16 protein-coding genes, 3 tRNA genes and 1 pseudogene are annotated in these 21,333 nt (G+C 38.4%); 17 read left to right on the top strand and 3 right to left on the bottom strand.

All coding sequences use genetic code 11. The features are described from left to right. Nucleotides 1-9: 9 nt before the first annotated feature. Nucleotides 10-462 (bottom strand): iron-responsive transcriptional regulator RirA, encoded by a 453-nt coding sequence (rirA, locus tag J7R10_RS02035; protein WP_010705069.1) that lies wholly within the window; start codon nt 460-462, stop codon nt 10-12. Between the two features lie 177 nt (nt 463-639). On the opposite strand from rirA, the gene J7R10_RS02030 reads away from it, so the two are divergent. The 8 genes and pseudogenes from J7R10_RS02030 (at nt 640) to J7R10_RS01995 (ending at nt 11,792) form a co-directional block, all read left to right on the top strand. After that, nucleotides 640-2,904, top strand: a complete 2,265-nt coding sequence (locus tag J7R10_RS02030; protein WP_010705070.1) for a sensor histidine kinase NtrY-like — start codon at nt 640-642, stop codon at nt 2,902-2,904. A 1-nt stretch (nt 2,905) separates the two neighbouring features. Further along, nucleotides 2,906-4,264 (top strand): nitrogen assimilation response regulator NtrX, encoded by a 1,359-nt coding sequence (gene ntrX, locus J7R10_RS02025; RefSeq protein WP_010705071.1) that lies wholly within the window; start codon nt 2,906-2,908, stop codon nt 4,262-4,264. 4 nt (nt 4,265-4,268) lie between these two features. Beyond that, nucleotides 4,269-5,645: a Trk system potassium transporter TrkA gene (gene trkA, locus J7R10_RS02020; RefSeq protein ID WP_208436375.1), complete on the top strand. Its 1,377-nt coding sequence runs from the start codon at nt 4,269-4,271 to the stop codon at nt 5,643-5,645. Nucleotides 5,646-5,696: 51 nt separating this feature from the next. Next, nucleotides 5,697-6,459: pseudogene (locus tag J7R10_RS02015) on the top strand (glycosyltransferase family 32 protein). A 138-nt stretch (nt 6,460-6,597) separates the two neighbouring features. Further along, the gene (gene clpP, locus J7R10_RS02010; RefSeq protein WP_026501275.1) at nt 6,598-7,230 is read left to right on the top strand and encodes an ATP-dependent Clp endopeptidase proteolytic subunit ClpP; all 633 of its coding nucleotides are present in this window, start codon (nt 6,598-6,600) and stop codon (nt 7,228-7,230) included. Nucleotides 7,231-7,411: 181 nt separating this feature from the next. Then, a complete protein-coding gene (clpX, locus tag J7R10_RS02005; RefSeq protein WP_010705074.1) occupies nt 7,412-8,686 on the top strand; it encodes an ATP-dependent Clp protease ATP-binding subunit ClpX in 1,275 nt (424 codons plus the stop codon). A 172-nt stretch (nt 8,687-8,858) separates the two neighbouring features. Next, complete coding sequence (gene lon, locus J7R10_RS02000; protein ID WP_010705075.1) at nt 8,859-11,282, top strand: endopeptidase La; 2,424 nt, start codon at nt 8,859-8,861, stop codon at nt 11,280-11,282. A 231-nt stretch (nt 11,283-11,513) separates the two neighbouring features. Further along, nucleotides 11,514-11,792, top strand: a complete 279-nt coding sequence (locus tag J7R10_RS01995; protein WP_010705076.1) for an HU family DNA-binding protein — start codon at nt 11,514-11,516, stop codon at nt 11,790-11,792. An 806-nt stretch (nt 11,793-12,598) separates the two neighbouring features. Here J7R10_RS01995 and trmFO read toward each other — a convergent pair. After that, the gene (trmFO, locus tag J7R10_RS01990) at nt 12,599-14,011 is read right to left on the bottom strand and encodes a methylenetetrahydrofolate--tRNA-(uracil(54)-C(5))-methyltransferase (FADH(2)-oxidizing) TrmFO (protein ID WP_010705077.1); all 1,413 of its coding nucleotides are present in this window, start codon (nt 14,009-14,011) and stop codon (nt 12,599-12,601) included. Between the two features lie 164 nt (nt 14,012-14,175). Between trmFO and J7R10_RS01985 the strand changes: the two genes are divergently transcribed. From J7R10_RS01985 to J7R10_RS01960, 6 genes are all read left to right on the top strand, one after another. Beyond that, a tRNA-Leu gene (locus J7R10_RS01985) sits at nt 14,176-14,258 on the top strand. Between the two features lie 135 nt (nt 14,259-14,393). Beyond that, complete coding sequence (gene tig / locus J7R10_RS01980) at nt 14,394-15,821, top strand: trigger factor (protein ID WP_010705078.1); 1,428 nt, start codon at nt 14,394-14,396, stop codon at nt 15,819-15,821. 128 nt (nt 15,822-15,949) lie between these two features. Further along, nucleotides 15,950-17,452, top strand: a complete 1,503-nt coding sequence (gene gatB / locus J7R10_RS01975; RefSeq protein WP_010705079.1) for an Asp-tRNA(Asn)/Glu-tRNA(Gln) amidotransferase subunit GatB — start codon at nt 15,950-15,952, stop codon at nt 17,450-17,452. Between the two features lie 183 nt (nt 17,453-17,635). Continuing rightward, nucleotides 17,636-18,034, top strand: coding sequence for an NADH:ubiquinone oxidoreductase subunit NDUFA12 (locus tag J7R10_RS01970; protein WP_010705080.1), 399 nt, complete (start codon nt 17,636-17,638; stop codon nt 18,032-18,034). An 82-nt stretch (nt 18,035-18,116) separates the two neighbouring features. Then, nucleotides 18,117-18,521, top strand: coding sequence for a DUF2155 domain-containing protein (locus J7R10_RS01965; protein ID WP_026501274.1), 405 nt, complete (start codon nt 18,117-18,119; stop codon nt 18,519-18,521). Between the two features lie 567 nt (nt 18,522-19,088). Then, entirely contained in the window at nt 19,089-19,829 is a 741-nt protein-coding gene (locus tag J7R10_RS01960) for a rhomboid family intramembrane serine protease (RefSeq protein WP_010705082.1), read from the top strand. Here J7R10_RS01960 and J7R10_RS01955 read toward each other — a convergent pair. Beyond that, nucleotides 19,819-20,649, bottom strand: coding sequence for a TrmH family RNA methyltransferase (locus J7R10_RS01955; protein ID WP_010705083.1), 831 nt, complete (start codon nt 20,647-20,649; stop codon nt 19,819-19,821). The two genes, J7R10_RS01960 and J7R10_RS01955, sit on opposite strands and share 11 nt — an antisense overlap. A gap of 202 nt (nt 20,650-20,851) precedes the next feature. Here J7R10_RS01955 and J7R10_RS01950 point away from each other — a divergent pair. The 3 genes from J7R10_RS01950 to J7R10_RS01940 form a co-directional block, all read left to right on the top strand. After that, nucleotides 20,852-20,935, top strand: a tRNA-Tyr gene (locus J7R10_RS01950). Nucleotides 20,936-20,963: 28 nt separating this feature from the next. Then, nucleotides 20,964-21,037 (top strand) — tRNA-Gly (locus J7R10_RS01945). Nucleotides 21,038-21,206: 169 nt separating this feature from the next. After that, nucleotides 21,207-21,333: GTP-binding protein (locus J7R10_RS01940; RefSeq protein WP_234924853.1), on the top strand; the 127-nt coding region annotated here is incomplete at its 3' end.

Raw genomic sequence — 21,333 nt, 5'->3', positions numbered from 1 at the left:
AAACTCCTTTTATATTATTTTTATTGTTTTATGGTCATCAATTTTAAATTGATTTTGAAATTTTGATCTGTGTAGATCAGCAAGAGATATCATTGATAATACATCAAAAAAAGCATTTAATGCTTTTTGAAGTGCGATATTTAAACCACAAAAATCTATCAATGGACAATTAGGTTCTGCAGTATCAAAACATTCTGCCATGGAAAAGTTATCTTCTGTTACTTTGACAACATCAGCTACCGAAATCTCTGTTGCGGGTTTGGCCAATTTAATCCCACCATTGCGCCCACGTACTGTTTGTATGAAACCTGCTTCAACGAGTGGTTGAAGAATTTTAAATAGAAAAAACTCAGAAACAGCATATGCTTTGGCAATTTCTGGAATACGACTTAAAGATCTTTGATTATTTGCACAGTACATGAGCATTCGGAGCGCATAATTTGTCTGTTTTGTTAACCGCATCTCATCTCCTCTGTAAATTATCACTGAATACACTTTATTTTAAAGATATTTTGCAAAATGTAGAAGTTCTTTCCTCATTTACTAAATGAGCTTCATTTTAAATGTGGCATTGGTATTGTCAACTTTTGTTGCAAGAGGTTATATGAGAGTTATGCGGTAGGATAATGTAAGCTAATCATGAATACAACATCAGTGACGAAGCTCCAAGATATAAATCAAAACACCTCTAATGATGAATTGTATCGCTTAAGTAAGATGTATATCTTTTTGGGTATCACAATTATTGTGTTGGCTTTGCTAACAGCATCTGTTTCGTTTATTATTCTTATTGGATTAACCCCTGTTGTTCCTAGTAGAGCAGTAACCCTTATACTTATAGCGATTAATAGTGTTTGGGTTTTAGGGCTTGTGATCATTGTTTTTTATGAGATGATCCCCATCATTCGTGCGTGGCGCTCAAGACGAGCAGGTTCTCGCCTTCATGTGCGTCTTATTTCGTTGTTTGCACTTGTTGCAACAATGCCGGCAGTTGCAGTTGCTCTTGTATCAGGGCCTGCATTGAATTTAGGACTTGATCGATGGTTTGATACCACAACACGACAAATTGTAGGTTCTTCTATCAATTTAGCCAATGCCTATGCAGATGAAATGTTGCAAAATTTGAAAAATTTATCCTATGCTATGGCATTTGCACTTGATAACAAAAGGCTTTTAGAGCGTAGCGCAGCTGAATATAGGATACAATTGACGCGTCACGCTAAAGGGCGCAATCTGCGTGGTGCATTTTTGTTAAGTTCTAGTGGAATTGTCTTTATATCGAGTGATCTTGGTGATGAAGATAAATTGCCGATTCCTCCTTCCCATCTTATCGAGCGTGCAACCAGCGCAAGACCTTTTTCTTTTCAACCGGGGGTTCATGATTATTTTGGCATTATTTTAAAATTTACAAATATCCCAAATACATTTTTGTATTTAGTGCGCGACGTTGATAAGGAAGTTCTGTCTGCTTTGCGTTTGACAGAAATCAATACAGATCGTTATCGTGATTTAAATGAAAATCGTTTGCTGACGCAAATCGCATTTGGTATGCTTTATTTATGTCTTTTCTTTAGTTTATTCTTATCAGCTATTTGGACTGGTATCGCTGTTGCTGATCGTTTGGTACGTCCTATTCGCCTTCTTATTAGTGCGGCTGATGATGTTGCTTCTGGAAATATGGAAATTTTTGTGCCCGTACGCGCAAAAGATGGGGATATTGGGCAGTTATCCAAAACTTTTAATTATATGGTGAGTGAACTGAAGAGTAGACGTAATGAGTTGATTGCAGTTCGCGATCAAATTGATGAGAGACGGCGTTTTTCTGAAGCTGTTTTGTCTGGTGTAACAGCGGGTGTAGCTGGTATTGATGATAATGGTGATATTACTATTATCAATCGGTCTATTGAGACAATGTTTGATATTCGCTCTGAACAAGTTATTGGTCACAGTCTTTTATCATTAAGTGCTGAAATTTGGCAGGTTTTTCAGTCTGCGCGTTCGTTAGATCGCAAGAATCATCGTGAGCAGGTAACTTTAAGTATTGCAGGACAAGAGCATGTTTGGAATGTGCAAATTACGATGGAAGAAGATGATGGACAGGGACAATCTTGGGTTCTCACGATTGATGATATTACAGACCTTGTTGCAGCACAACGGACTTCAGCGTGGGCAGATATTGCTCGCCGTATTGCACACGAGATCAAAAATCCGCTTACACCTATTCAATTATCTGCTGAACGTATTCGTAAACGTTACAACAAAGTTATTACCCAAGATCGAGAGGTTTTTGAGCGATGTGTTGATACGATTATTCGACAAGTTGGAGATATTGGGCGTATGGTTGATGAGTTTTCTTCTTTTGCGCGTATGCCCAAACCGCAAATGAATGTTTTAGATATACGCGGATTGCTGCGTGAAGCATGTTTCTTGATAGAAGTGACACGACATGATATTCATTTCGAGCAAGACTTAGGAAATGTACCACTTATGGGCGCATTTGATAATCGTCTCATTGTACAAGCTTTTTGCAATGTTATCAAAAATGCTAGCGAGTCTATAGATTCGGTTATGCGAGAGGAAAGTATTCACGGTCACATTCTTGTACGTTCTTATCGGCAAAGAGGATGTGTGGTTGTAGATGTTATTGATAATGGTAGAGGGCTTCCTAAAGAGCAAAGGCAAAAATTATTAGAACCTTATATAACAACGCGGGAAAAGGGAACAGGACTCGGGTTAGCTATAGTGCGCAAAGTTATTGAAGATCACGGTGGTTCTATGGAATTACATGATGCACCGAAGAGTTTTTATGAAGGTCGTGGTGCGATGATCCGTTTGATATTTCCGGAAGATGGGATTAAGCAGGATAATGTTATAGAGGCTATAGGTCGTAAAATAGGGGAATAGAATGGTATCAGACATCTTAATTGTTGATGATGAAGCAGACATTCGTGAGCTTGTTGCTGGTATTTTGGATGATGAAGGTTATGAAACGCGTGTTGCCTGTAACTCTGATGAAGCCTTAGCGCAAATTAGTGAACGTATTCCAAAGCTTATTTTTTTAGATATTTGGTTACAAGGGAGCCGTCTTGATGGCTTAGCCTTGCTTGATGAAATTAAAATGCGATATCCCACTCTTCCAGTCGTTATGATCTCTGGTCACGGCAATATTGAGACGGCTGTTTCTGCTATAAAGCGAGGGGCGTATGACTTCATTGAAAAACCTTTTAAAGCTGATCGCCTTGTATTGGTTGCGGAACGAACTCTTGAAAATTCGAATTTAAAACGGGAGCTTTTAGAATTACGAAAGCGCTCAAGTGAGACATTGGAACTTCTTGGAAAATCAACTGCTATAAAACATTTGCACCAAATCATAGAAAAAGTAGCACCAACCAATAGTCGTGTCATGATTACAGGTCCGTCAGGAGCGGGAAAAGAGATGGTTGCACGTACTATTCATGCGCTTTCAACACGTTCGAATGGACCATTTGTTACAATAAATGCCGCAACGATGACTCCAGAAAGAATGGAAATAGAATTATTTGGCAGCGAAATGGAGGGAGGGGAGCGCAAAATCGGTGCATTAGAGGAAGCACATGGTGGAATATTATATCTTGATGAAATTGCAGATATGCCACGTGAGACTCAAGGTAAAATTCTTCGGGTATTGACAGGGCAGACATTTGAGAGGGTTGGTGGCACAAAACGTGTCAAGGTGGATGTTCGTATCATTTCCTCGACGGCGCAAAATCTTGAAAATCTCATTTCTGATGGACGCTTTAGAGAGGATCTTTTTCACCGTCTTTCCGTTGTTCCCATTACTGTTCCACCCCTGTCAGCGCGTCGTGAAGACATTCCCGAACTTGTGCGTCATTTTGTTAAAACAATATCGCAGCAGGTTGGTATTAAGCCGCGTGAAATCAGTGATGATGTGATAGCTATTTTGCAAACACACGCTTGGCCAGGTAATGTCCGGCAATTACGCAACAATATTGAGCGTCTTCTCATTCTTGTACGTGATGGTGATGGGCCGATAACAGCAGAGTTTCTCCCTAGTGAAGTGAGTGATTCTTTGCCACGCATTCAAGTGGATGCAGATGAGGGGATCATGGATTTACCATTGCGTGAAGCACGAGAATTATTTGAAAAGAGGTATTTAATAGCGCAGATTGGGCGTTTGGGTGGAAATATATCACGTACAGCTGAATTTATAGGTATGGAGCGTTCAGCTTTGCACCGTAAGCTTAAAGCACTTGGAGTTTCTTAAAATTATGCGTGTTATTATTTGTGGCGCAGGACAGGTCGGTTATGGGATAGCAGAGCGTCTTGCTGCTGAAAATCACGATGTTACTGTTATTGATATTGAGACGAGATTAATTGAAAAAATTCGCGATACGTTGGATGTAAGAGGTTTTGTTGGTCACGGTTCACGACCTGAAGTTCTTTTAGCTGCCGATGCAGACAAAGCTGATATGTTGATTGCAGTCACTTTATTTGATGAAGTCAATATGGTCGCTTGCCAAGTCGCACACTCATTATTTAATGTTCCAACAAAAATAGCGCGTATTCGTTCACAATCTTATTTAGAACCACGTTATAAAACACTTTTTGCTAGAGAGAATATTCCCATTGATGTGGTTATTTCGCCTGAAGTTGAAGTTGGGGAAATGGTTTTACGTCGTATTGCGTTACCTGGTACAATAGATGTTCTTTATTTTTGTAATGATGATGTTGTTGCGTTAGCTTTGGAGTGTATGGAAGATTGTCCAGTTATTAATACACCTTTGCGTCAATTAACGGAGCTTTTTCCAGATCTTCGTACGACCGTTACGGCTATTAAGTGTGGATCAGAATTATTAGTCGCACATTCAGAGACGCAATTACGCATCGGCGATGTGACTTATCTTGTTGTTGCTCGTGATCAGATGCGTCGGGCTGTTGGGCTTTTTGGTCATAAAGAACAAGATGCACACCGCATGATTATTGCAGGAGGTGGTCATATTGGTCTTTATGTTGCTCAGGCTATTGAAAAGCGCCTCCATAAACTAAGACTGAAGATTATAGAGTCACACAGAGAGAGAGCGTTAACAATTGCTGATCAACTCGAAAAAACGACTGTTTTATATGGTAACGTCTTAGATCCAGTAATTCTTCAAGAAGCTGGAATTGATCAGTCTGATTTAATGATTACATTGACCAATCAGGACCAAGTTAACCTCTTAAGTGCTATTATCGCTAAAAGATTGGGATGTAAAGCCAATATGGTCTTGATTAACAATGTTGCTTACCAAGAGTTTAGCCGTGCCGTTGGTGTGGATGCCTATCTCAATCCACATAGTGTTACTATATCGAGAATTTTACAACAAATGCGCCGTGGACGTATTCGTGCTGTTCATTCGGTTTTTAATGGGCAGGCAGAAATTATTGAGGCTGAAGTTATGCAAACATCTTCATTGGTTGGGAAGTCATTGTCAGAGCTCAATTTATCAGATGGTTTGAGAATTGGTGCAATTTATCGTAATAAAACAATCATACAGCTTTCGGCAGATACGCGTATTTTATCTGGTGATCGGATAGTCATTTTTGCTCTTTCTGAGTATGTTCGTGATGTTGAGCAGCTCTTTCGTGTCAGTTTAGAATATTTTTGATATATTACGCCTATGGATATTTGCACTTTTTAGTATAGGGGACGATTAAGGCTGGTTGATAGACTGTGTTTGTCTTCAATGGTTAAAACTGGGCAATGCGTTAAGCTTTTCAGTTATGATAAAAAAATTTACCGATTGGTGTAGAACTGCACGAAGCCGAATCAATCCTCCCGCATTCGGCAATTTATCGTCTAGATCCCAATTTTTCTGATAGTAAACAGGGCTGCACAATTGTTCAATTTTCGGATTTTTTTCGTGTTATGCTGATGAAATATCGGCAAGGTGTTTGGTTAGATACAGATGTTTATCTCCTTAAACAATTTCACCCAAATGTGGATAAAGTTTGGCTTGCAAAAGAAAATGCTGTAAAAGTAGGTGTTTCTGCACTTTATTTTCCATCCGATAACCCTATTATAAAAGTGTTTGAAGATTATTGGGCAGGCACAGAAATTGTTTCCAATTGGCTTGGATTTAAACGTCGTGTTTGGAAAACATTCTGGTTAAAGAGGAAAAAAATGCCGATTTTACCGGAAGTCTTGGAGTTATGATATTTGGCAATGATGGTATTTCCCGATTAGCCAAACGATATGGTTTTTTTCATAAAGCAAAGGAAAAGGAAACTTTTTATTATTGGACGGGGCGAAAAACTGAACATATTTTTGATCCTGCTTTTGGCGTTAAACCGCTTACAGATCCACGTTTAATAGGATTTCATATTCACAGAAAAACAAAGACGACTCAAAGACCTCAGAAGGGAAGCTTTTACCATTGGGCAGTGTCTCGCATTCCTGATGGGGATGATTTATTTCGATAGAGTTATTATGACTATTTTAACCACTAGGATTTTAACCTTGCTTGAAGAGCATTAATGGTGACTTTCATAAGATATTAGCCTATGGAAAAAACATTGAATGCGTAAAGAGCGATTGTTATATGAACAGAAAGTAAAAACATGAGTGATCTAATGAAAACAGCATTAAGCCTTGTGCCTATGGTTATTGAACAGACTAATCGTGGTGAGCGGGCCTATGATATTTTTTCTCGTCTTTTAAAAGAGCGGATTATTTTTATTAATGGTCCTGTTGAAGATAATATGGCGATGCTTGTTTGTGCACAATTGCTTTTCTTGGAAGCCGAAAATCCTAAGAAAGAAATTAGTCTTTATATCAATTCACCTGGTGGTGTTGTGACGTCTGGTATGGCAATTTATGATACTATGCAGTTTATTCGCCCTCCTGTTTCTACACTTTGTATGGGGCAGGCTGCATCTATGGGATCATTACTTTTAACGGCTGGAGCAAAAGGTCACCGTTTTACATTACCAAATGCACGTATTATGGTGCATCAGCCATCTGGTGGTTTTCAAGGTCAGGCTTCAGATATTGAACGGCATGCACAAGATATTATAAAGATGAAACGGCGTTTAAATGAAATTTATGTGCAACATACGGGCCAGGATTATGAGGTTATTGAGAGGACTCTTGATCGTGATCATTTTATGACGGCGGAAGAGGCCAAGCAATTTGGTTTAGTTGATGATGTTATACAATATCGCGCAGAAACTGAAAAAGAAGAAAAAGATTAAGAGTTTTTATAGAAAAAAGAACTACTTTAAAAAGAGAGCTTTGTAAGAATATCGTGAAAGATAAGGAAAAATACCTGAAGATATTATGAGACGCAGTTTTTATATGTCTTTTAATTTTTGTTATGAAAAACTTCCTTTGAAAAGACGAAGTATTCATATACTGTGGTGAAAGGAAAGAAAAATGAGCAAAATTGGCAATAGTGGGGGCGAATCAAAAAATACTCTCTATTGCTCATTCTGCGGCAAAAGTCAGCATGAGGTGCGTAAGCTCATCGCAGGGCCCACTGTATTCATTTGTGATGAATGCGTAGAGCTTTGTATGGATATTATTCGTGAAGAAAATAAATCTTCTGGGATTAAGGCACGTGATGGTGTTCCTACTCCACAGGAAATTATAACAGTTCTTGACGATTACGTCATTGGTCAGCAACATGCAAAGCGTGTTCTTTCTGTTGCTGTTCATAATCATTATAAGCGACTTGCGCATCAGTCTAAGAGCAATGATATTGAGTTGGCAAAATCAAATATTCTTCTTGTTGGTCCAACGGGATGTGGTAAAACGTATCTAGCACAAACACTGGCGCGTATTATTGATGTGCCTTTTACGATGGCGGATGCAACCACTTTAACTGAAGCAGGCTATGTTGGTGAAGATGTTGAAAATATTATTCTAAAGCTTCTTCAAGCTGCTGATTATAATGTTGAACGTGCGCAGCGTGGTATTGTTTATATTGATGAGGTCGATAAGATTTCTCGTAAAGCTGAAAATCCATCTATTACAAGGGATGTTTCGGGGGAGGGTGTTCAGCAAGCATTGTTAAAAATTATGGAAGGAACGATTGCTTCTGTTCCTCCTCAAGGGGGGCGTAAGCATCCGCAACAAGAGTTTTTGCAGGTTGATACAACAAATATTTTATTCATTTGTGGTGGTGCTTTTGCTGGTTTAGAACGGATTATTTCAGGGCGTGGTGAGAAAACTTCTATTGGTTTTTCTGCTACCGTTAAGGCCCCTGATGAACGTTGTGTTGGTGAAATCTTTCGTGATTTAGAGCCTGAAGATCTTATAAAGTTTGGTTTAATACCAGAGTTTATTGGGCGTCTCCCTATTGTAGCCACGCTAGAGGATTTGGATGTTCATGCCCTTGTTCAAATTTTATCACAACCTAAAAATGCGTTGGTGAAGCAATATCAGCGTCTTTTTGAGATGGAAAATGTTGAGTTAGCATTTCATGAAGATGCTTTACGGGTTATTGCTAAGAAGGCAATTGAGCGTAAAACTGGTGCACGTGGTTTACGTTCTATTATGGAAAAAATACTTCTTGAAACGATGTTTGAACTGCCGTCTCTTGAAGGGGTTCAAAAAGTGGTCATTTCAAGTGATGTGGTTGATGGAAAAGCACGTCCTCTTTACATTTACTCAGAGCGTTTAGAAGATAAAGAAAATGTATCGGCATGATGTCGTGCGATAAGTGGTATAAAAACTATTTGAGGATGGATGTTTCTGAATATTATAGTCATAATGCTTGATTTATATGTTCGCAGTTACCACTTCATGTATTGTGGAAAGTTGAGGTTTCTAAGGGTGGGTTTGTGTAGTGGATAGATTATAGGCTCCAGAAAGGAGAGTTATGCAATATATTGATGAAAAGACAGATGAAGTAAGAGAGGGGTTTTACGCTGTTTTACCTCTTCGTGATATTGTTGTTTTCCCACATATGATTGTTCCGCTTTTTGTGGGTCGAGAAAAATCGATTCGTGCTCTTGAAGAAACAATGGCGGTTGATAAACAGATACTTTTAGTCACACAAAAAAATGCTTCTGACGATGATCCAAAATCAGAGGATATTTATGATATTGGTACGTTTGCGAATATTCTTCAACTTTTAAAGCTTCCTGATGGAACTGTAAAGGTTTTGGTTGAAGGCACCGCACGTGCAAAAATTAGCCAATTTGCAGCCAATGAAGATTATCATCAGGCCTATGCTTTTGCTACAGAAGAGTCTAGAGAGAATGATGTTGAGATTGAAGCTCTTTCAAGGTCGGTAATCTCTTACTTTGAAAATTATGTAAAACTTAATAAGAAAATTTCTCCTGAAGTTGTCAATGCTATTGGTCAGATTGATAATCCTTCTAAGCTTGCCGATACTATTGCTTCCCATTTAATGATTAAACTTTCAGAAAAGCAGGAAATATTAGAGCTATTACCTATCCGTGCTCGCCTTGAGCGTGTTCTTTCTTTCATGGAAGGAGAAATTTCTGTTTTACAGGTTGAAAAGCGTATTCGTTCACATGTGAAACGGCAAATGGAGAAAAACCAACGAGAATATTATCTCAATGAGCAGATGAAGGCTATTCAGAAAGAGTTGGGAGCGGGTGATGATAGCCGTGATGAGCTCTCTGAATTAGAAGAACGCATCAAGAAAACAAAACTTTCGAAGGAGGCGCAGGAAAAAGCTGGAGCAGAATTGAGAAAATTACGGAATATGTCCCCTATGTCTGCAGAGGCGACAGTTGTACGTAACTATCTTGATTGGCTATTAGCAATGCCTTGGGGTAAAAAATCAAAGATTAAAAACAATTTAGATTTTGCTGAAAAAGTCATGGACAATGAGCATTTTGGTCTTGAAAAAGTCAAGGAGCGCATTATCGAATATTTAGCAGTACAAAGTCGTGCATCGAAGATAAAAGGTCCTATTATTTGTTTATTGGGACCTCCTGGTGTTGGGAAAACATCACTAGCGCGCTCTATTGCAAAAGCGACAGGCCGGGAATATGTTCGTATTTCTTTAGGAGGAGTGCGGGATGAAGCAGAAATTCGTGGGCATCGCCGGACATATATTGGCTCTATGCCCGGAAAAATTATTCAATCTATGAAAAAAGCTAAAAAATCGAATCCGCTTTTTTTGCTTGATGAAATTGATAAAATGGGACAAGATTTTCGTGGAGATCCCTCATCAGCTTTATTAGAAGTACTTGATCCTGAACAAAATGGTACATTTATTGATCACTATTTAGAAGTAGAATATGATCTTTCTGATGTCATGTTTATTACAACTGCAAATACACTTAATATTCCAGGGCCGTTACTGGATAGGATGGAAATTATTCGTATTGCTGGCTATACTGAGTGTGAGAAAATAGAGATCGTTAAGCAGCATCTTTTACCGAAAGCATTGAAAGATCATTGTTTGACTAAAAAAGAATTTAGTGTTTCTGAAGATGCTATAAAGTCGATTATTCAATTTTACACACGTGAAGCGGGGGTTCGTAATCTTGAGCGTGAATTAATGAAAGCCGCGCGTAAGTCAGTGACAAGAATTCTTAAAATGCACCAAAAATCCATAAAGATTACAAAAGATAATATTGATGATTTCCTAGGTGTTAAACGTTATCACTACAACCAGATTGAAGGAGAAAATCAAATTGGTGTTGTGACAGGCCTTGCGTGGACAGAGGTTGGTGGAGAGCTCTTGACCATTGAAGGGGTTATGATGTCAGGTAAAGGCAAGATGACTGTAACTGGAAATTTACGTGATATTATGAAAGAATCAATTTCAGCAGCAGCATCTTACGTACGTTTTCGAGCTGTTGATTTTGGCATTGAACCTCCACTTTTTGATAAACGTGATATTCATGTTCATGTTCCAGAGGGGGCTACACCAAAAGATGGGCCATCAGCAGGGATTGCAATGGTAACGGCAATTGTTTCAGTTTTAACAGGGATAGCAGTACATAAAGATATAGCAATGACCGGTGAAATTACTTTACGTGGGCGTGTTTTACCGATTGGAGGATTAAAAGAAAAATTATTGGCAGCTCTTCGAGGAGGAATAAAAAAAGTACTTATTCCTGAAGAGAATGCAAAAGATTTGGTTGATATTCCCGATGATGTCAAAAATAATATGGAAATTATTCCAGTAAACCATGTGAGTGAAGTTCTTAAGCATGCTTTGGTTCATTTTCCTGAACCTATTGAATGGACAGAGCCTTCCACGGTACCTGTGCCTCTTAGGACAGAGAGTGACAGTGAGAGAATACAAATTGCACACTGATTCACTTATTTCATTTGAAAAAGCACTTTTAAAGCAGCAGAAGGTATTTTTGTAGTTGTTTTTCTGTTTATTTTGAAAAAAAAGTAAAAAATTCCGTGAATAACTGTGATTATTGCTAAAAAAACAATGTTTTGGATAAAAATAAGGCTTCAGTTTGCTGTACTTTTCAATAAACTGCTCAATAACACGATTAAGTTGTGTTATTCGGTAATATAGGAAAGGAAATGTTCCATGAATAAAAGTGAATTGGTTAGCTCCGTTGCTGAAAAAGCGGGTGTTTCGAAAGTGCAAGCTGGCTCTGTTGTAGACGCTTTTATCGCTTCTGTAACAGAGGCTTTGGCTTCAGGAGGAGATGTTCGTCTTCCAGGTTTTGGTTCTTTTGAAGTTTCTCATCGTGCTGCTACAAAGGGACGTAATCCTTCAACGGGTGCTGAAATTAATATTCCAGCACGTTCTGTACCTAAATTCTCTGCAGGAAAAAGTCTTAAAGAAGCTGTGAATAAAAAGTAATTTGAATAGCCCTAAAAAAACCCGCTTATAAATAAAATCGGGTTTTTTTAGAGGTTTTTTGCATGCTTTTCCATGTGGGTAGTTATAGTATGTACTTACTTTAAGGCGATTTAGTGCTTTTTAAAAATTTTAGATTTTAGTATTTGTATTGCAAATTTGTGTGCTTGTTTTAAAGAAACATCTTTCAATACTCCCAAGTCCATTACACAATGGCGTCTCTCCATAAATACTATTGAATAGTATAATGCAAAAGCCATAGCAATCCATTATCTTTATGCTTATCAAGGAGTAAGCGAGTACCATCATTGTATTTGTTAGCTCCCTATGTTGATAGCTCTTGCATTGAAACGATTCATGAGAGGCGTCTTTTCTCCGTTCTTCAAGTGTTTTTTACTCACATGATAATCCCGTTTGTGATGTGTAAGGGAATGGTTTTAATTCATCATGATCAGGTTAGAAATGTATGAAATTTATAGTATCTTGAGCTCTCAATTTAATATGCAAAACGATAGATTATTATGATAATCAATATATTAGAGTGATAATGAGAGCGATCAAAAAGCCATTCTCGTGGGAATTTGATATATGTTTAATTGCCTTATTTGAGGTGGTATAATTTCATATTATTCGTTATCTTAGGTGCGCGTTTTCTTTACGATAAAGAAATCTTTTAAGATTCTGATAGTGTTTAATAAATAATAGACCGGAACGTGATGTTTATTCAGAGTGATAGTCAGTATCATAAAAACACTCTAAAATGATTTAGCATGAAAGTCATGAGATATGTTGAACAGAGTGTGCGTTTTTCATAGAAAAGAGCTGTTTTGCTCTTTATCTGCTAACCATTGAATACAATCATTGAGAGCTCTAGCCGTTAGTGCTTGTTTTTTTGCTAATTTTTTTTCTTTGCTTGGTAAGCGTTTTCCTAAGTGCTTCATAGGCTCAACAGGGGGGAAAAGTCCAAAATTGATATTCATTGGTTGAAAGGATTGTTTTTCTATTTCTTCAGCCACGATGTGGCCACCCGTAATATGGTTTAAAAGAGCTCCAAATGCTGTGGTTGATGGTGGTAATAAAGGGCAGTTATGATGATATTCAGCAGCGGCAAAACGCCCAGCAAGAAGCCCTATTGCAGATGATTCTACATAACCTTCACATCCGGTAATTTGTCCTGCAAAACGCAGTTGGGGTCTTTCTTTCAAACGAAGAGTTTGATCAAGAATGATGGGGGAATTGAGGTAAGTATTGCGGTGAAGTCCACCAAGGCGTGCAAATTCAGCTTTTTCAAGACCTGGGATCATTCTAAAAATACGAACTTGTTCTCCATATTTCAGTTTTGTTTGAAAACCGACCATATTATAAAGGGTTCCAAGTTTATTGTCTTGGCGTAATTGGACGACGGCGTATGGTTTAACTGTGGGATTATGGTCATTAGTTAATCCCGTGGGTTTCATAGGACCATATCTGAGGGTTTCAAGTCCACGCTCAGCCATAATTTCAATTGGTAGGCATCCATCAAAATAGGGAATTTTTTCAAAGTCACGGAATTCTGTTTTTTCCGCACCTTTCAACGCTTGAATAAAGGCTTCATATTGTTCTTTATTAAGAGGACAATTAAGGTAATCTTTTCCCGTTCCTTCTGGTCCGATTTTGTCATAGCGAGACTGATACCAACAAATATCCATATCAATACTATCAATATAGATAATAGGAGCAATAGCATCAAAAAAAGAAAGGGCTTCTGTTCCGGTTATTGCTTGTATTGCTTGCGTCAGTGCTGGTGAGGTAAGGGGACCTGTTGCAATGATAATATGATGCCAATCTTCAGGGAACTCTTGAATTTCTTCACGTTCTATCGTTATAAGAGGATGATTTTCAAGTGCTACTGTAACAGCTTTGGAAAATCCATCGCGGTCAACGGCAAGAGCACTCCCAGCTGGGACTTTGTTGGCATCAGCGGCTTTCATAATGAGGGATTTTGCCAATCGCATTTCGGTATGTAAAAGTCCTACGGCATTTGTTGATGAATCATCAGAACGGAATGAATTTGAACAGACCAGTTCTGCAAGCTTATCGGTTTTATGGGCATCAGATTTCTTATGAGGCCGCATTTCATGCAAAATAACGGGGATTCCTGATTGAGCAATCTGCCAGCATGCTTCACTGCCTGCTAGACCACCGCCGATGATATGAATTGGAGTACTGAATGTATTTGACATAACTTACTTTTAGCGGAAGCAGTTTTGTATGGAAAGCATAGATTTTTTTATAATTTTGCAAGAATGACGCATATTTGTTTTTTTTAATATATTTATTTGCTTTTTTTCTTTAATTAATGCTATAGAAACGCCGCTTGTATAAGGTTATTGGCTTGTAAGCTTGAGCGGATGTGGCGAAATTGGTAGACGCACCAGATTTAGGTTCTGGCGGGAGACCATGGGGGTTCGAGTCCCTCCATCCGCACCAAAGGAATTGTTTGAGCACTAAGAACTTTTATGTGTTTGGAATTCCGCTTCATGGTGATTTAGCACTCAAGTGTTAGAATGGTAGTATTATCAGAGTGAGCTTATTCACTCTCCTCAGAAAAATAAAGGTTGTTTCATGCAGGTTACCGAGACGCTTAATGAAGGACTGAAGCGCGAAATTAAGATCGTGGTTCCAGCGCGAGATTTAGAAGAAAAATTAAATGAACGGTTAGATGATACCAAAGGTAAGATTAAGCTTAATGGTTTTCGTCCTGGCAAGGTTCCTGCTGGATACCTACGAAAAATGTACGGTAAGTCTTTTATGGCGGAAATTCTCAATGAGATTGTCAATGATGCACCGCATTCTGTTTTAGCTAATCGCAATGAACGTTCGGCAATGCAGCCGCAAATTGATGTAGATGAAGATGAACAAATTTTGGATGGTAAAGCTGATTTTATTTTTCGTTTAAAATATGAAGTTTTGCCAGAATTTGAAATTAAAGATTTTGAACATATTGAAATTACCCGCGAAATTGCAGCTATCCCTGAACAAGAGATTGATGAACAAGTAAAGCGTGTCCTTTCTTCTACGCGAAATTATTCACTAAAAGATGGTGTTTCTGAAGAAGGAGATCGTGTTACAATAGATTATCTTGGCAAGCTTGAGGGAGTTCCCTTTGAGGGGGGAGCAGATAGTGATGCACAATTGGTTCTTGGATCAAAACAATTTATTCCTGGTTTTGAGGAACAATTGGTTGGTATGAAAGCAGGAGATGCCAAAACAATTTCTGTTAAATTTCCTGATAATTACACTGCAGTACATTTGGCTGGTAAGGATGCAGAATTTGATATCACTGTTAAAGCTGTCTCTAAACCCGACGAGCTAAAGATCGATGATGAGGCTGCGCAAAAAGTTGGTTTAGAATCCCTAGATCGCTTGCGTGAAGTTGTCCGTGGACAGATTGAAAGTCAATATGGCTCAATGACACGTCAAAAAATTAAGCGTCAAATTCTTGATGCTTTAGATGCTGATTATAATTTTGAGATTCCTGAAGGACTTTTAGAAATCGAATTTGATAATATATGGGCTCAGGTTAATAACGATTTAAAAAAGGCTGGGCGCAGTTTTGAAGATGAAGGTGTTACAGAGGAACAGGCGCGCGAGGAATATCGTGTACTTGCACAGCGCCGTGTTCGTTTAGGTTTGGTGCTTTCTGAAATTGGAATTAAGGTTGGTGTTAAAGTAAGTGAAGATGAGCTAAAAGCAGCGGTTTTTGATCAGGTTCGCCAGTATCCTGGACAAGAGAAAGAAATTATGGATTTTTTCCGTAAGACTCCGGAGGCTGTTGCAAATTTACGTGCTCCCATTTTTGAGGAAAAAGTCATTGATCATTTGCTGTCACGGATAAAAGTTACAGATAAAGAAGTGACCGTTGAAGAGCTCATGAAAGAATATGACGAAACAGATTTAACAGAAAAAAAACCGGTAAAGAAAAAATCTGTAACAAAAGAAAAAGGTGCTGAGAAGGTTCCAGCAAAAAAGAAAGCGCCTAAAAAAGGTTAATATTACATTCACAGAAAAGGCCCGATAAAATCGGGCTTTTTTTATGAGAACAATATTCTAAGCTTGCACTCAGAGTGATTTTAGATTAGCCATCAGATGTATTTGGAAATATTGATAGTGGATTGGCAATGGATATCGTTGATACGCGCACTTCTGATTCTAAACGTTTCATTTCTGGCGTTACAGGTGATTGGGAAGTCATCATTGGCATGGAGGTTCATGCACAAATCATATCAAATTCAAAACTTTTTTCAGGTGCGTCAACAAAATTTGGTGCTGAACCAAATAATAATGTTTCGCTTATTGATGCTGCGATGCCTGGTATGTTGCCTGTACTTAATCAAGAATGTGTCTGTCAAGCCGTTCGAACGGGTTTGGGATTAAAGGCAAAAATTAATTTAAAATCTGTTTTTGATCGTAAAAATTATTTTTATCCAGATTTACCGCAGGGATATCAAATTTCTCAATTTCACTATCCAATTGTAGGAGAGGGAAAGATTATTATATCTGTTGGTCCAGATTCGAATGGCCAGTTTGAGGACATTGAAATTGGGATTGAGAGGTTACACCTTGAGCAGGATGCTGGAAAGTCGATGCATGATCAACATCCGACAATGTCTTTCGTAGATCTCAATCGTTCTGGTATCGCTCTTATGGAAATTGTTTCCAAACCAGATATGCGCTCATCAGATGAAGCCAAAGCTTATATGACTAAATTGCGTACAATTGTCCGTTATTTGGGGACCTGTGATGGTAATATGGATGAAGGATCCATGCGTGCGGATGTTAACGTATCAGTTCGTCGTCCTGGTGAGAGTTTTGGAACGCGCTGTGAAATTAAAAATGTGAATTCTATTCGTTTCATTGGTCAAGCAATAGAGTATGAAGCACGTCGTCAAATTGCAATTTTAGAAGATGGCGGTACAATAGATCAAGAAACGCGACTATTTGATGCAGCTAAAGGTGAAACGCGGTCTATGCGCTCAAAGGAGGAAGCACATGACTATCGTTATTTTCCTGATCCAGATCTTTTACCGTTGGAATTTGATCAGGCCTTTGTTGATGCTTTGGCGGCGGAATTACCGGAATTACCAGACGACATAAAAGCACGTTTTGTCAAGGAGATGGGGGTGACAGTGTATGATGCTTCTATTCTTGTGACAGAAAAAGCCATTGCTGATTATTTTGAGGAAGTAGCTCGGGGGCGTGATGGAAAAATGGTTGCCAATTGGGTGATTAATGATCTTTTGGGTGCTTTAAACAAAGATAATCGTGGGATTGAAGAGACACCGGTGACACCAAAGCAATTAGGGGGTATTATTGATCTTATCAAAGAAGGAACAGTCTCTGGAAAAATTGCCAAGGATCTTTTTGAAATTATTTGGAATGAGGGTGGGGATCCGCGTCAGATTGTAGAAGAGCGCAATATGAAGCAAGTAACGGATACAAAAGCTATTGAGCAGGCTGTTGATGAGATTATTGCGAAAAATTCTGATAAAGTGATGCAAGCAAAACAAAAGCCTGCTTTAGCTGGTTGGTTTGTTGGACAAGTCATGAAAATGACGGGGGGAAAGGCAAATCCTCAAACTGTTAATGAATTGATTCGGGTAAAACTTGGTTTAGAGGATTAAGTTTTAGAGAAGAGAGAAAAGCTCATAGATAGAGTGTTTTGTCGTGAAGAAATATGAATGAGCCTCTCAAATGAAGAGGCAATTGATTTTCACCAATAAGGTTTTTTTATTCATTTAAAATATTATAACATATTTATTCCAACGATTAATTTTGTAAATATATTAGAAGAGATGAAAGAGAAGATGGTTCGTTTTTTGAAGCAAATCTTTACATGGTGGAGTGGGAATACCATAAATACACGCTTTTTTACGTGGTGTAAAGGTAAGCGCATAGGGGAAGATCAGTTTGGGAATATTTATTATGAGGGGGGCATTCATAAAGATGGATATCCACGTCGTTGGGTCATTTATAAAGATTATTCTGAAGCTTCTACTATTCCACCAGGGTGGCATGGCTGGATTCATCATCGCTGTGATACTCCACCGACGCAGGAGAATTATAAAGCGTATGAATGGGAGAAGCCTCATGTTGCCAATATGACAGGGACAAATGAAGCTTATCGACCAAAGGGGGCGATCACTTACAGCGGAGAACATCCTTGTATGCATGAAGATTATGATGCATGGTCACCTAAACAGTAAAATATTTGAATCTGTGTGTATTTTTCTTATTTTGCACTATCTTGTGGTTAGAGTTGTTTTTAGATATGATTAATTTGAAGTGATGAGAGTTTTTTTAGTGTTAGGATTAAGGCGCTTTTTTTGTCTTTTATTCATAGAAATTATCGTGGTTATGTCCTCTGCTCGTGAAGTGCAGGCTGAACGTATCAGCAATGGCATTGCTGTTTTTGCAGGTCTTGATAAAATTACGGGTCGGACTACGCGTTTTGAAGTTTCGCTTGGTGAAATTTATCAATATGGTGCTTTGCAGGTGATGCCGCGGGCATGCTATACAAGTTCTAAGGATGAGGCAACTCGTACAACCGGATTTATTGAAGTCAATGAGGTAACATTAGATAAAAAAATACGGCGTATTTTTACAGGGTGGATGTTTGCAGATAGTCCTGGCTTGAATGCTGTAGAGCATCCTATTTATGATGTTTGGTTAAAAGACTGTAAGCAGTCTTAATAAAGGTTGTGCTACTTTAATAGCCTCATTTTATAAATGATGTATTGAAATTAAGTTTAAATATTAATGAATATTTTCTCACAGTAACTTTTGAAACTATACTGTTTAAATATTGAAGTTAAAGGCTTGTTGATGTTTTTGGATTTCATTGGTAAGGCGTCTATCTTACTTTTATATCGGTTTTCATGGAGGCGCTCGCTATCAAATTGGTGAATTGTAAGATGTCATTCTATACAAAGCGAGCACCAATGAATAGAGAGAGATTTTTTTGATTGAGAAATAACCGATTAACGATGTGGTTGTTAATACCGTAAAAGTTTCAGATAATTTAAATGATCCCATTTCATTGAGTATGATACAGTTTTTTTTGGATAATATTCTTCATGCCCGGTTCTTTTTAAGATATCTTATATTGAAGATGAGTATTTTTACGGAGAGATATTTAACATTTAGGAAAGGGTAACGAAGAAGGTACCAAATTTAAAAATCTCCTACTATCAAAAAGGATGTTTTCCGCAAAGAGCTCTTCTTCAGAGAGTATGAGATTTATTCAATTAGGTTTTTATAATGAAAAATATCGATCATCAATTTAGAAATGCTTCATTTTTGCCAAAAAAAACTAGAGAACCATTGTTGAATGTTCCATTCATTATAGTCGTTTTGATAGCGCTCTCTTTTTGTATTTATTTTGTCCACCAGTATTTTTTTTCTGAGCAACTCTATATTAAAAGTCTTGGATTTTTTTCATTTACCCCCGTGCTATTCAAAGCAGAGCCTTTAACATTTTTTCATACCGTGATGAGTTACTCATTTATGCATGGTAGTGTGAAACATGTCACTCTTAACATGGCTTGGCTTTTAATTTTGGGGACTCCTTTGGTAAGACAGTTTGGTGGGATACGCTTTTTGATTTTTTGGGCCTTAACAGCAGTAATAGCTGCTTTGACTTATTTTGTCTTTCATCAAGAGAGTGTGATACCGCTTGTTGGTGCATCGGGTGTAGTGTCTGGAATGATGGGTGCTATTGCGCGTTATGGTTTTTCTCTTGGTTATTGGGGGAAAAATACACACAACGAAAGACTTTTAGGTTCTTTATTATCTCTCAAACATGCCCTCTGTTCAAAGGGGGTACTTGTTTACGTCAGCATATGGCTGGGTATTGATTTTATCATAGGCATTTCCTCTTTTCTGTTTGAAGGAGATGGTATTTCAATAGCGTGGGAGGCTCATATCGGTGGTTTTTTTGCGGGCTTTTTGTTGATTGGTTTTTTTGATATTTCGTCGAAAAAATGTAACACTACGATCTAAGATACTTATGCGTTGCATAAAGCGCTATTGTTGCTGCGTTTGAAACATTGAGTGATTTAATATTTCCAGGAATATCAAGACGTGTTAATGCGCAAACGGTTTCTCGTGTTTTTTTACGGAGGCCTTTTCCTTCTGCTCCTAAAACAAGAGCAATTTTATTTCCTGTTAATGCTGTTTCTAAAGGAATTTCACCTTTTGAATCGAGTCCAAAGCTCATAAAACCTGCTTTATGAAGTTCTTGAAGTGCTTCGGTAAGATTCCGTACGGTGATATAATTAATCAACTCTAAAGCTCCAGATGCGGCTTTAGCAAGAACTCCGCTTTCTTGGGGTGAGTGGCGATAAGTGGTAATAAGAGCTTCAGCTTTAAATGCAACAGCAGAGCGCATAATAGCACCGACATTATGGGGATCGGTAATTTGATCCATTATGATGACAAGATCGGTATTGGTGAGTTCAGACAATTGGTATGGTTTGAGGGGAGCAGTTTCCACAACAACACCTTGATGAACAGCATCACTTCCAACGAATGTGTCGAGTTGTTTGGGTAAACATAATGTAACAGGACAAGGTAACTCTGATTCGGGTATGTTTAATCGTTTTAAGGCATTTGCTGTAGCATAGAGATGTCCGAAAATTCTTTTTGGGTTTTTTAAAGCGGCATGAACCGAATGGATCCCATAAAGATAGATTTTCCCTTGTTGCGGGGAAAGAGCTTCCTTTTTCAGATAGGTAGACGAGCGAGAATGGAAGCCTTTTGTATCACGATATTGGCGACGTAAACGAGCATAATGAGAGTTTTGTGATATTTTTTCTTTCATAGTTTGTTTATAGCGTATTCATAGCAAAAAGAGAGAGAAAAAAGCTGTGATTTAAAATTATTAGCAGGAAATTTGTACAGAATCGTATTTATTCTGTTGACAGAGGCGATAGTAATCGTCATAACCGCCCCGCAACCTGTTGAATTGAATGGGTGATCAAAGTATTGTAGTGATGCCTTGCGTACAACTTTGCCGGTGTAATGGAGGGGTGCCCGAGTGGTTAAAGGGGGCGGACTGTAAATCCGTTGCGTATGCTACGTTGGTTCGAATCCAACCCCCTCCACCATTCATCGAAGGAGAGTTAGTACATGGTTGCGGGTATAGCTCAATGGTAGAGCAGCAGCCTTCCAAGCTGAATATGCGGGTTCGATTCCCGCTACCCGCTCCAAACAGTTATTTATAACTAGGCAAGTAACTATGATGGGAGATTTTTCTATCGTCACGTTAGGCGGGGTTCCTGTCTAAGAGTTGTAGGGGTCGAACTGGTATGCAAGCTCAGTTTAATTCGGTTGTGCAGTCCTGTTTCTAGGTGCTAACAAAACAAGAGATTGATAGCGATGGCAAAGAGCAAATTTGAACGTACGAAGCCGCATGTTAATATTGGAACGATTGGTCACGTTGATCATGGAAAGACATCGTTAACAGCAGCGATTACGAAATATTTTGGTGAATTTAAAGCGTATG

The organism is Bartonella vinsonii subsp. berkhoffii ATCC 51672 (assembly GCF_902825225.1).
GTDB lineage: Bacteria > Pseudomonadota > Alphaproteobacteria > Rhizobiales > Rhizobiaceae > Bartonella > Bartonella berkhoffii.
This window is presented reverse-complemented; position numbering and strand designations above follow the sequence as displayed.

What these genes read in the sequence shown, in the direction of transcription:
- rirA (WP_010705069.1), bottom strand. Translation starts at nt 462, where the DNA reads ATGCGGTTAACAAAACAGACAAATTATGCGCTCCGAATGCTCATGTAC.
- J7R10_RS02030 (WP_010705070.1), top strand. Translation starts at nt 640, where the DNA reads ATGAATACAACATCAGTGACGAAGCTCCAAGATATAAATCAAAACACC.
- ntrX (WP_010705071.1), top strand. Translation starts at nt 2,906, where the DNA reads ATGGTATCAGACATCTTAATTGTTGATGATGAAGCAGACATTCGTGAG.
- trkA (WP_208436375.1), top strand. Translation starts at nt 4,269, where the DNA reads ATGCGTGTTATTATTTGTGGCGCAGGACAGGTCGGTTATGGGATAGCA.
- clpP (WP_026501275.1), top strand. Translation starts at nt 6,598, where the DNA reads ATGAGTGATCTAATGAAAACAGCATTAAGCCTTGTGCCTATGGTTATT.
- clpX (WP_010705074.1), top strand. Translation starts at nt 7,412, where the DNA reads ATGAGCAAAATTGGCAATAGTGGGGGCGAATCAAAAAATACTCTCTAT.
- lon (WP_010705075.1), top strand. Translation starts at nt 8,859, where the DNA reads ATGCAATATATTGATGAAAAGACAGATGAAGTAAGAGAGGGGTTTTAC.
- J7R10_RS01995 (WP_010705076.1), top strand. Translation starts at nt 11,514, where the DNA reads ATGAATAAAAGTGAATTGGTTAGCTCCGTTGCTGAAAAAGCGGGTGTT.
- trmFO (WP_010705077.1), bottom strand. Translation starts at nt 14,011, where the DNA reads ATGTCAAATACATTCAGTACTCCAATTCATATCATCGGCGGTGGTCTA.
- tig (WP_010705078.1), top strand. Translation starts at nt 14,394, where the DNA reads ATGCAGGTTACCGAGACGCTTAATGAAGGACTGAAGCGCGAAATTAAG.
- gatB (WP_010705079.1), top strand. Translation starts at nt 15,950, where the DNA reads ATGGATATCGTTGATACGCGCACTTCTGATTCTAAACGTTTCATTTCT.
- J7R10_RS01970 (WP_010705080.1), top strand. Translation starts at nt 17,636, where the DNA reads ATGGTTCGTTTTTTGAAGCAAATCTTTACATGGTGGAGTGGGAATACC.
- J7R10_RS01965 (WP_026501274.1), top strand. Translation starts at nt 18,117, where the DNA reads ATGAGAGTTTTTTTAGTGTTAGGATTAAGGCGCTTTTTTTGTCTTTTA.
- J7R10_RS01960 (WP_010705082.1), top strand. Translation starts at nt 19,089, where the DNA reads ATGAAAAATATCGATCATCAATTTAGAAATGCTTCATTTTTGCCAAAA.
- J7R10_RS01955 (WP_010705083.1), bottom strand. Translation starts at nt 20,649, where the DNA reads ATGAAAGAAAAAATATCACAAAACTCTCATTATGCTCGTTTACGTCGC.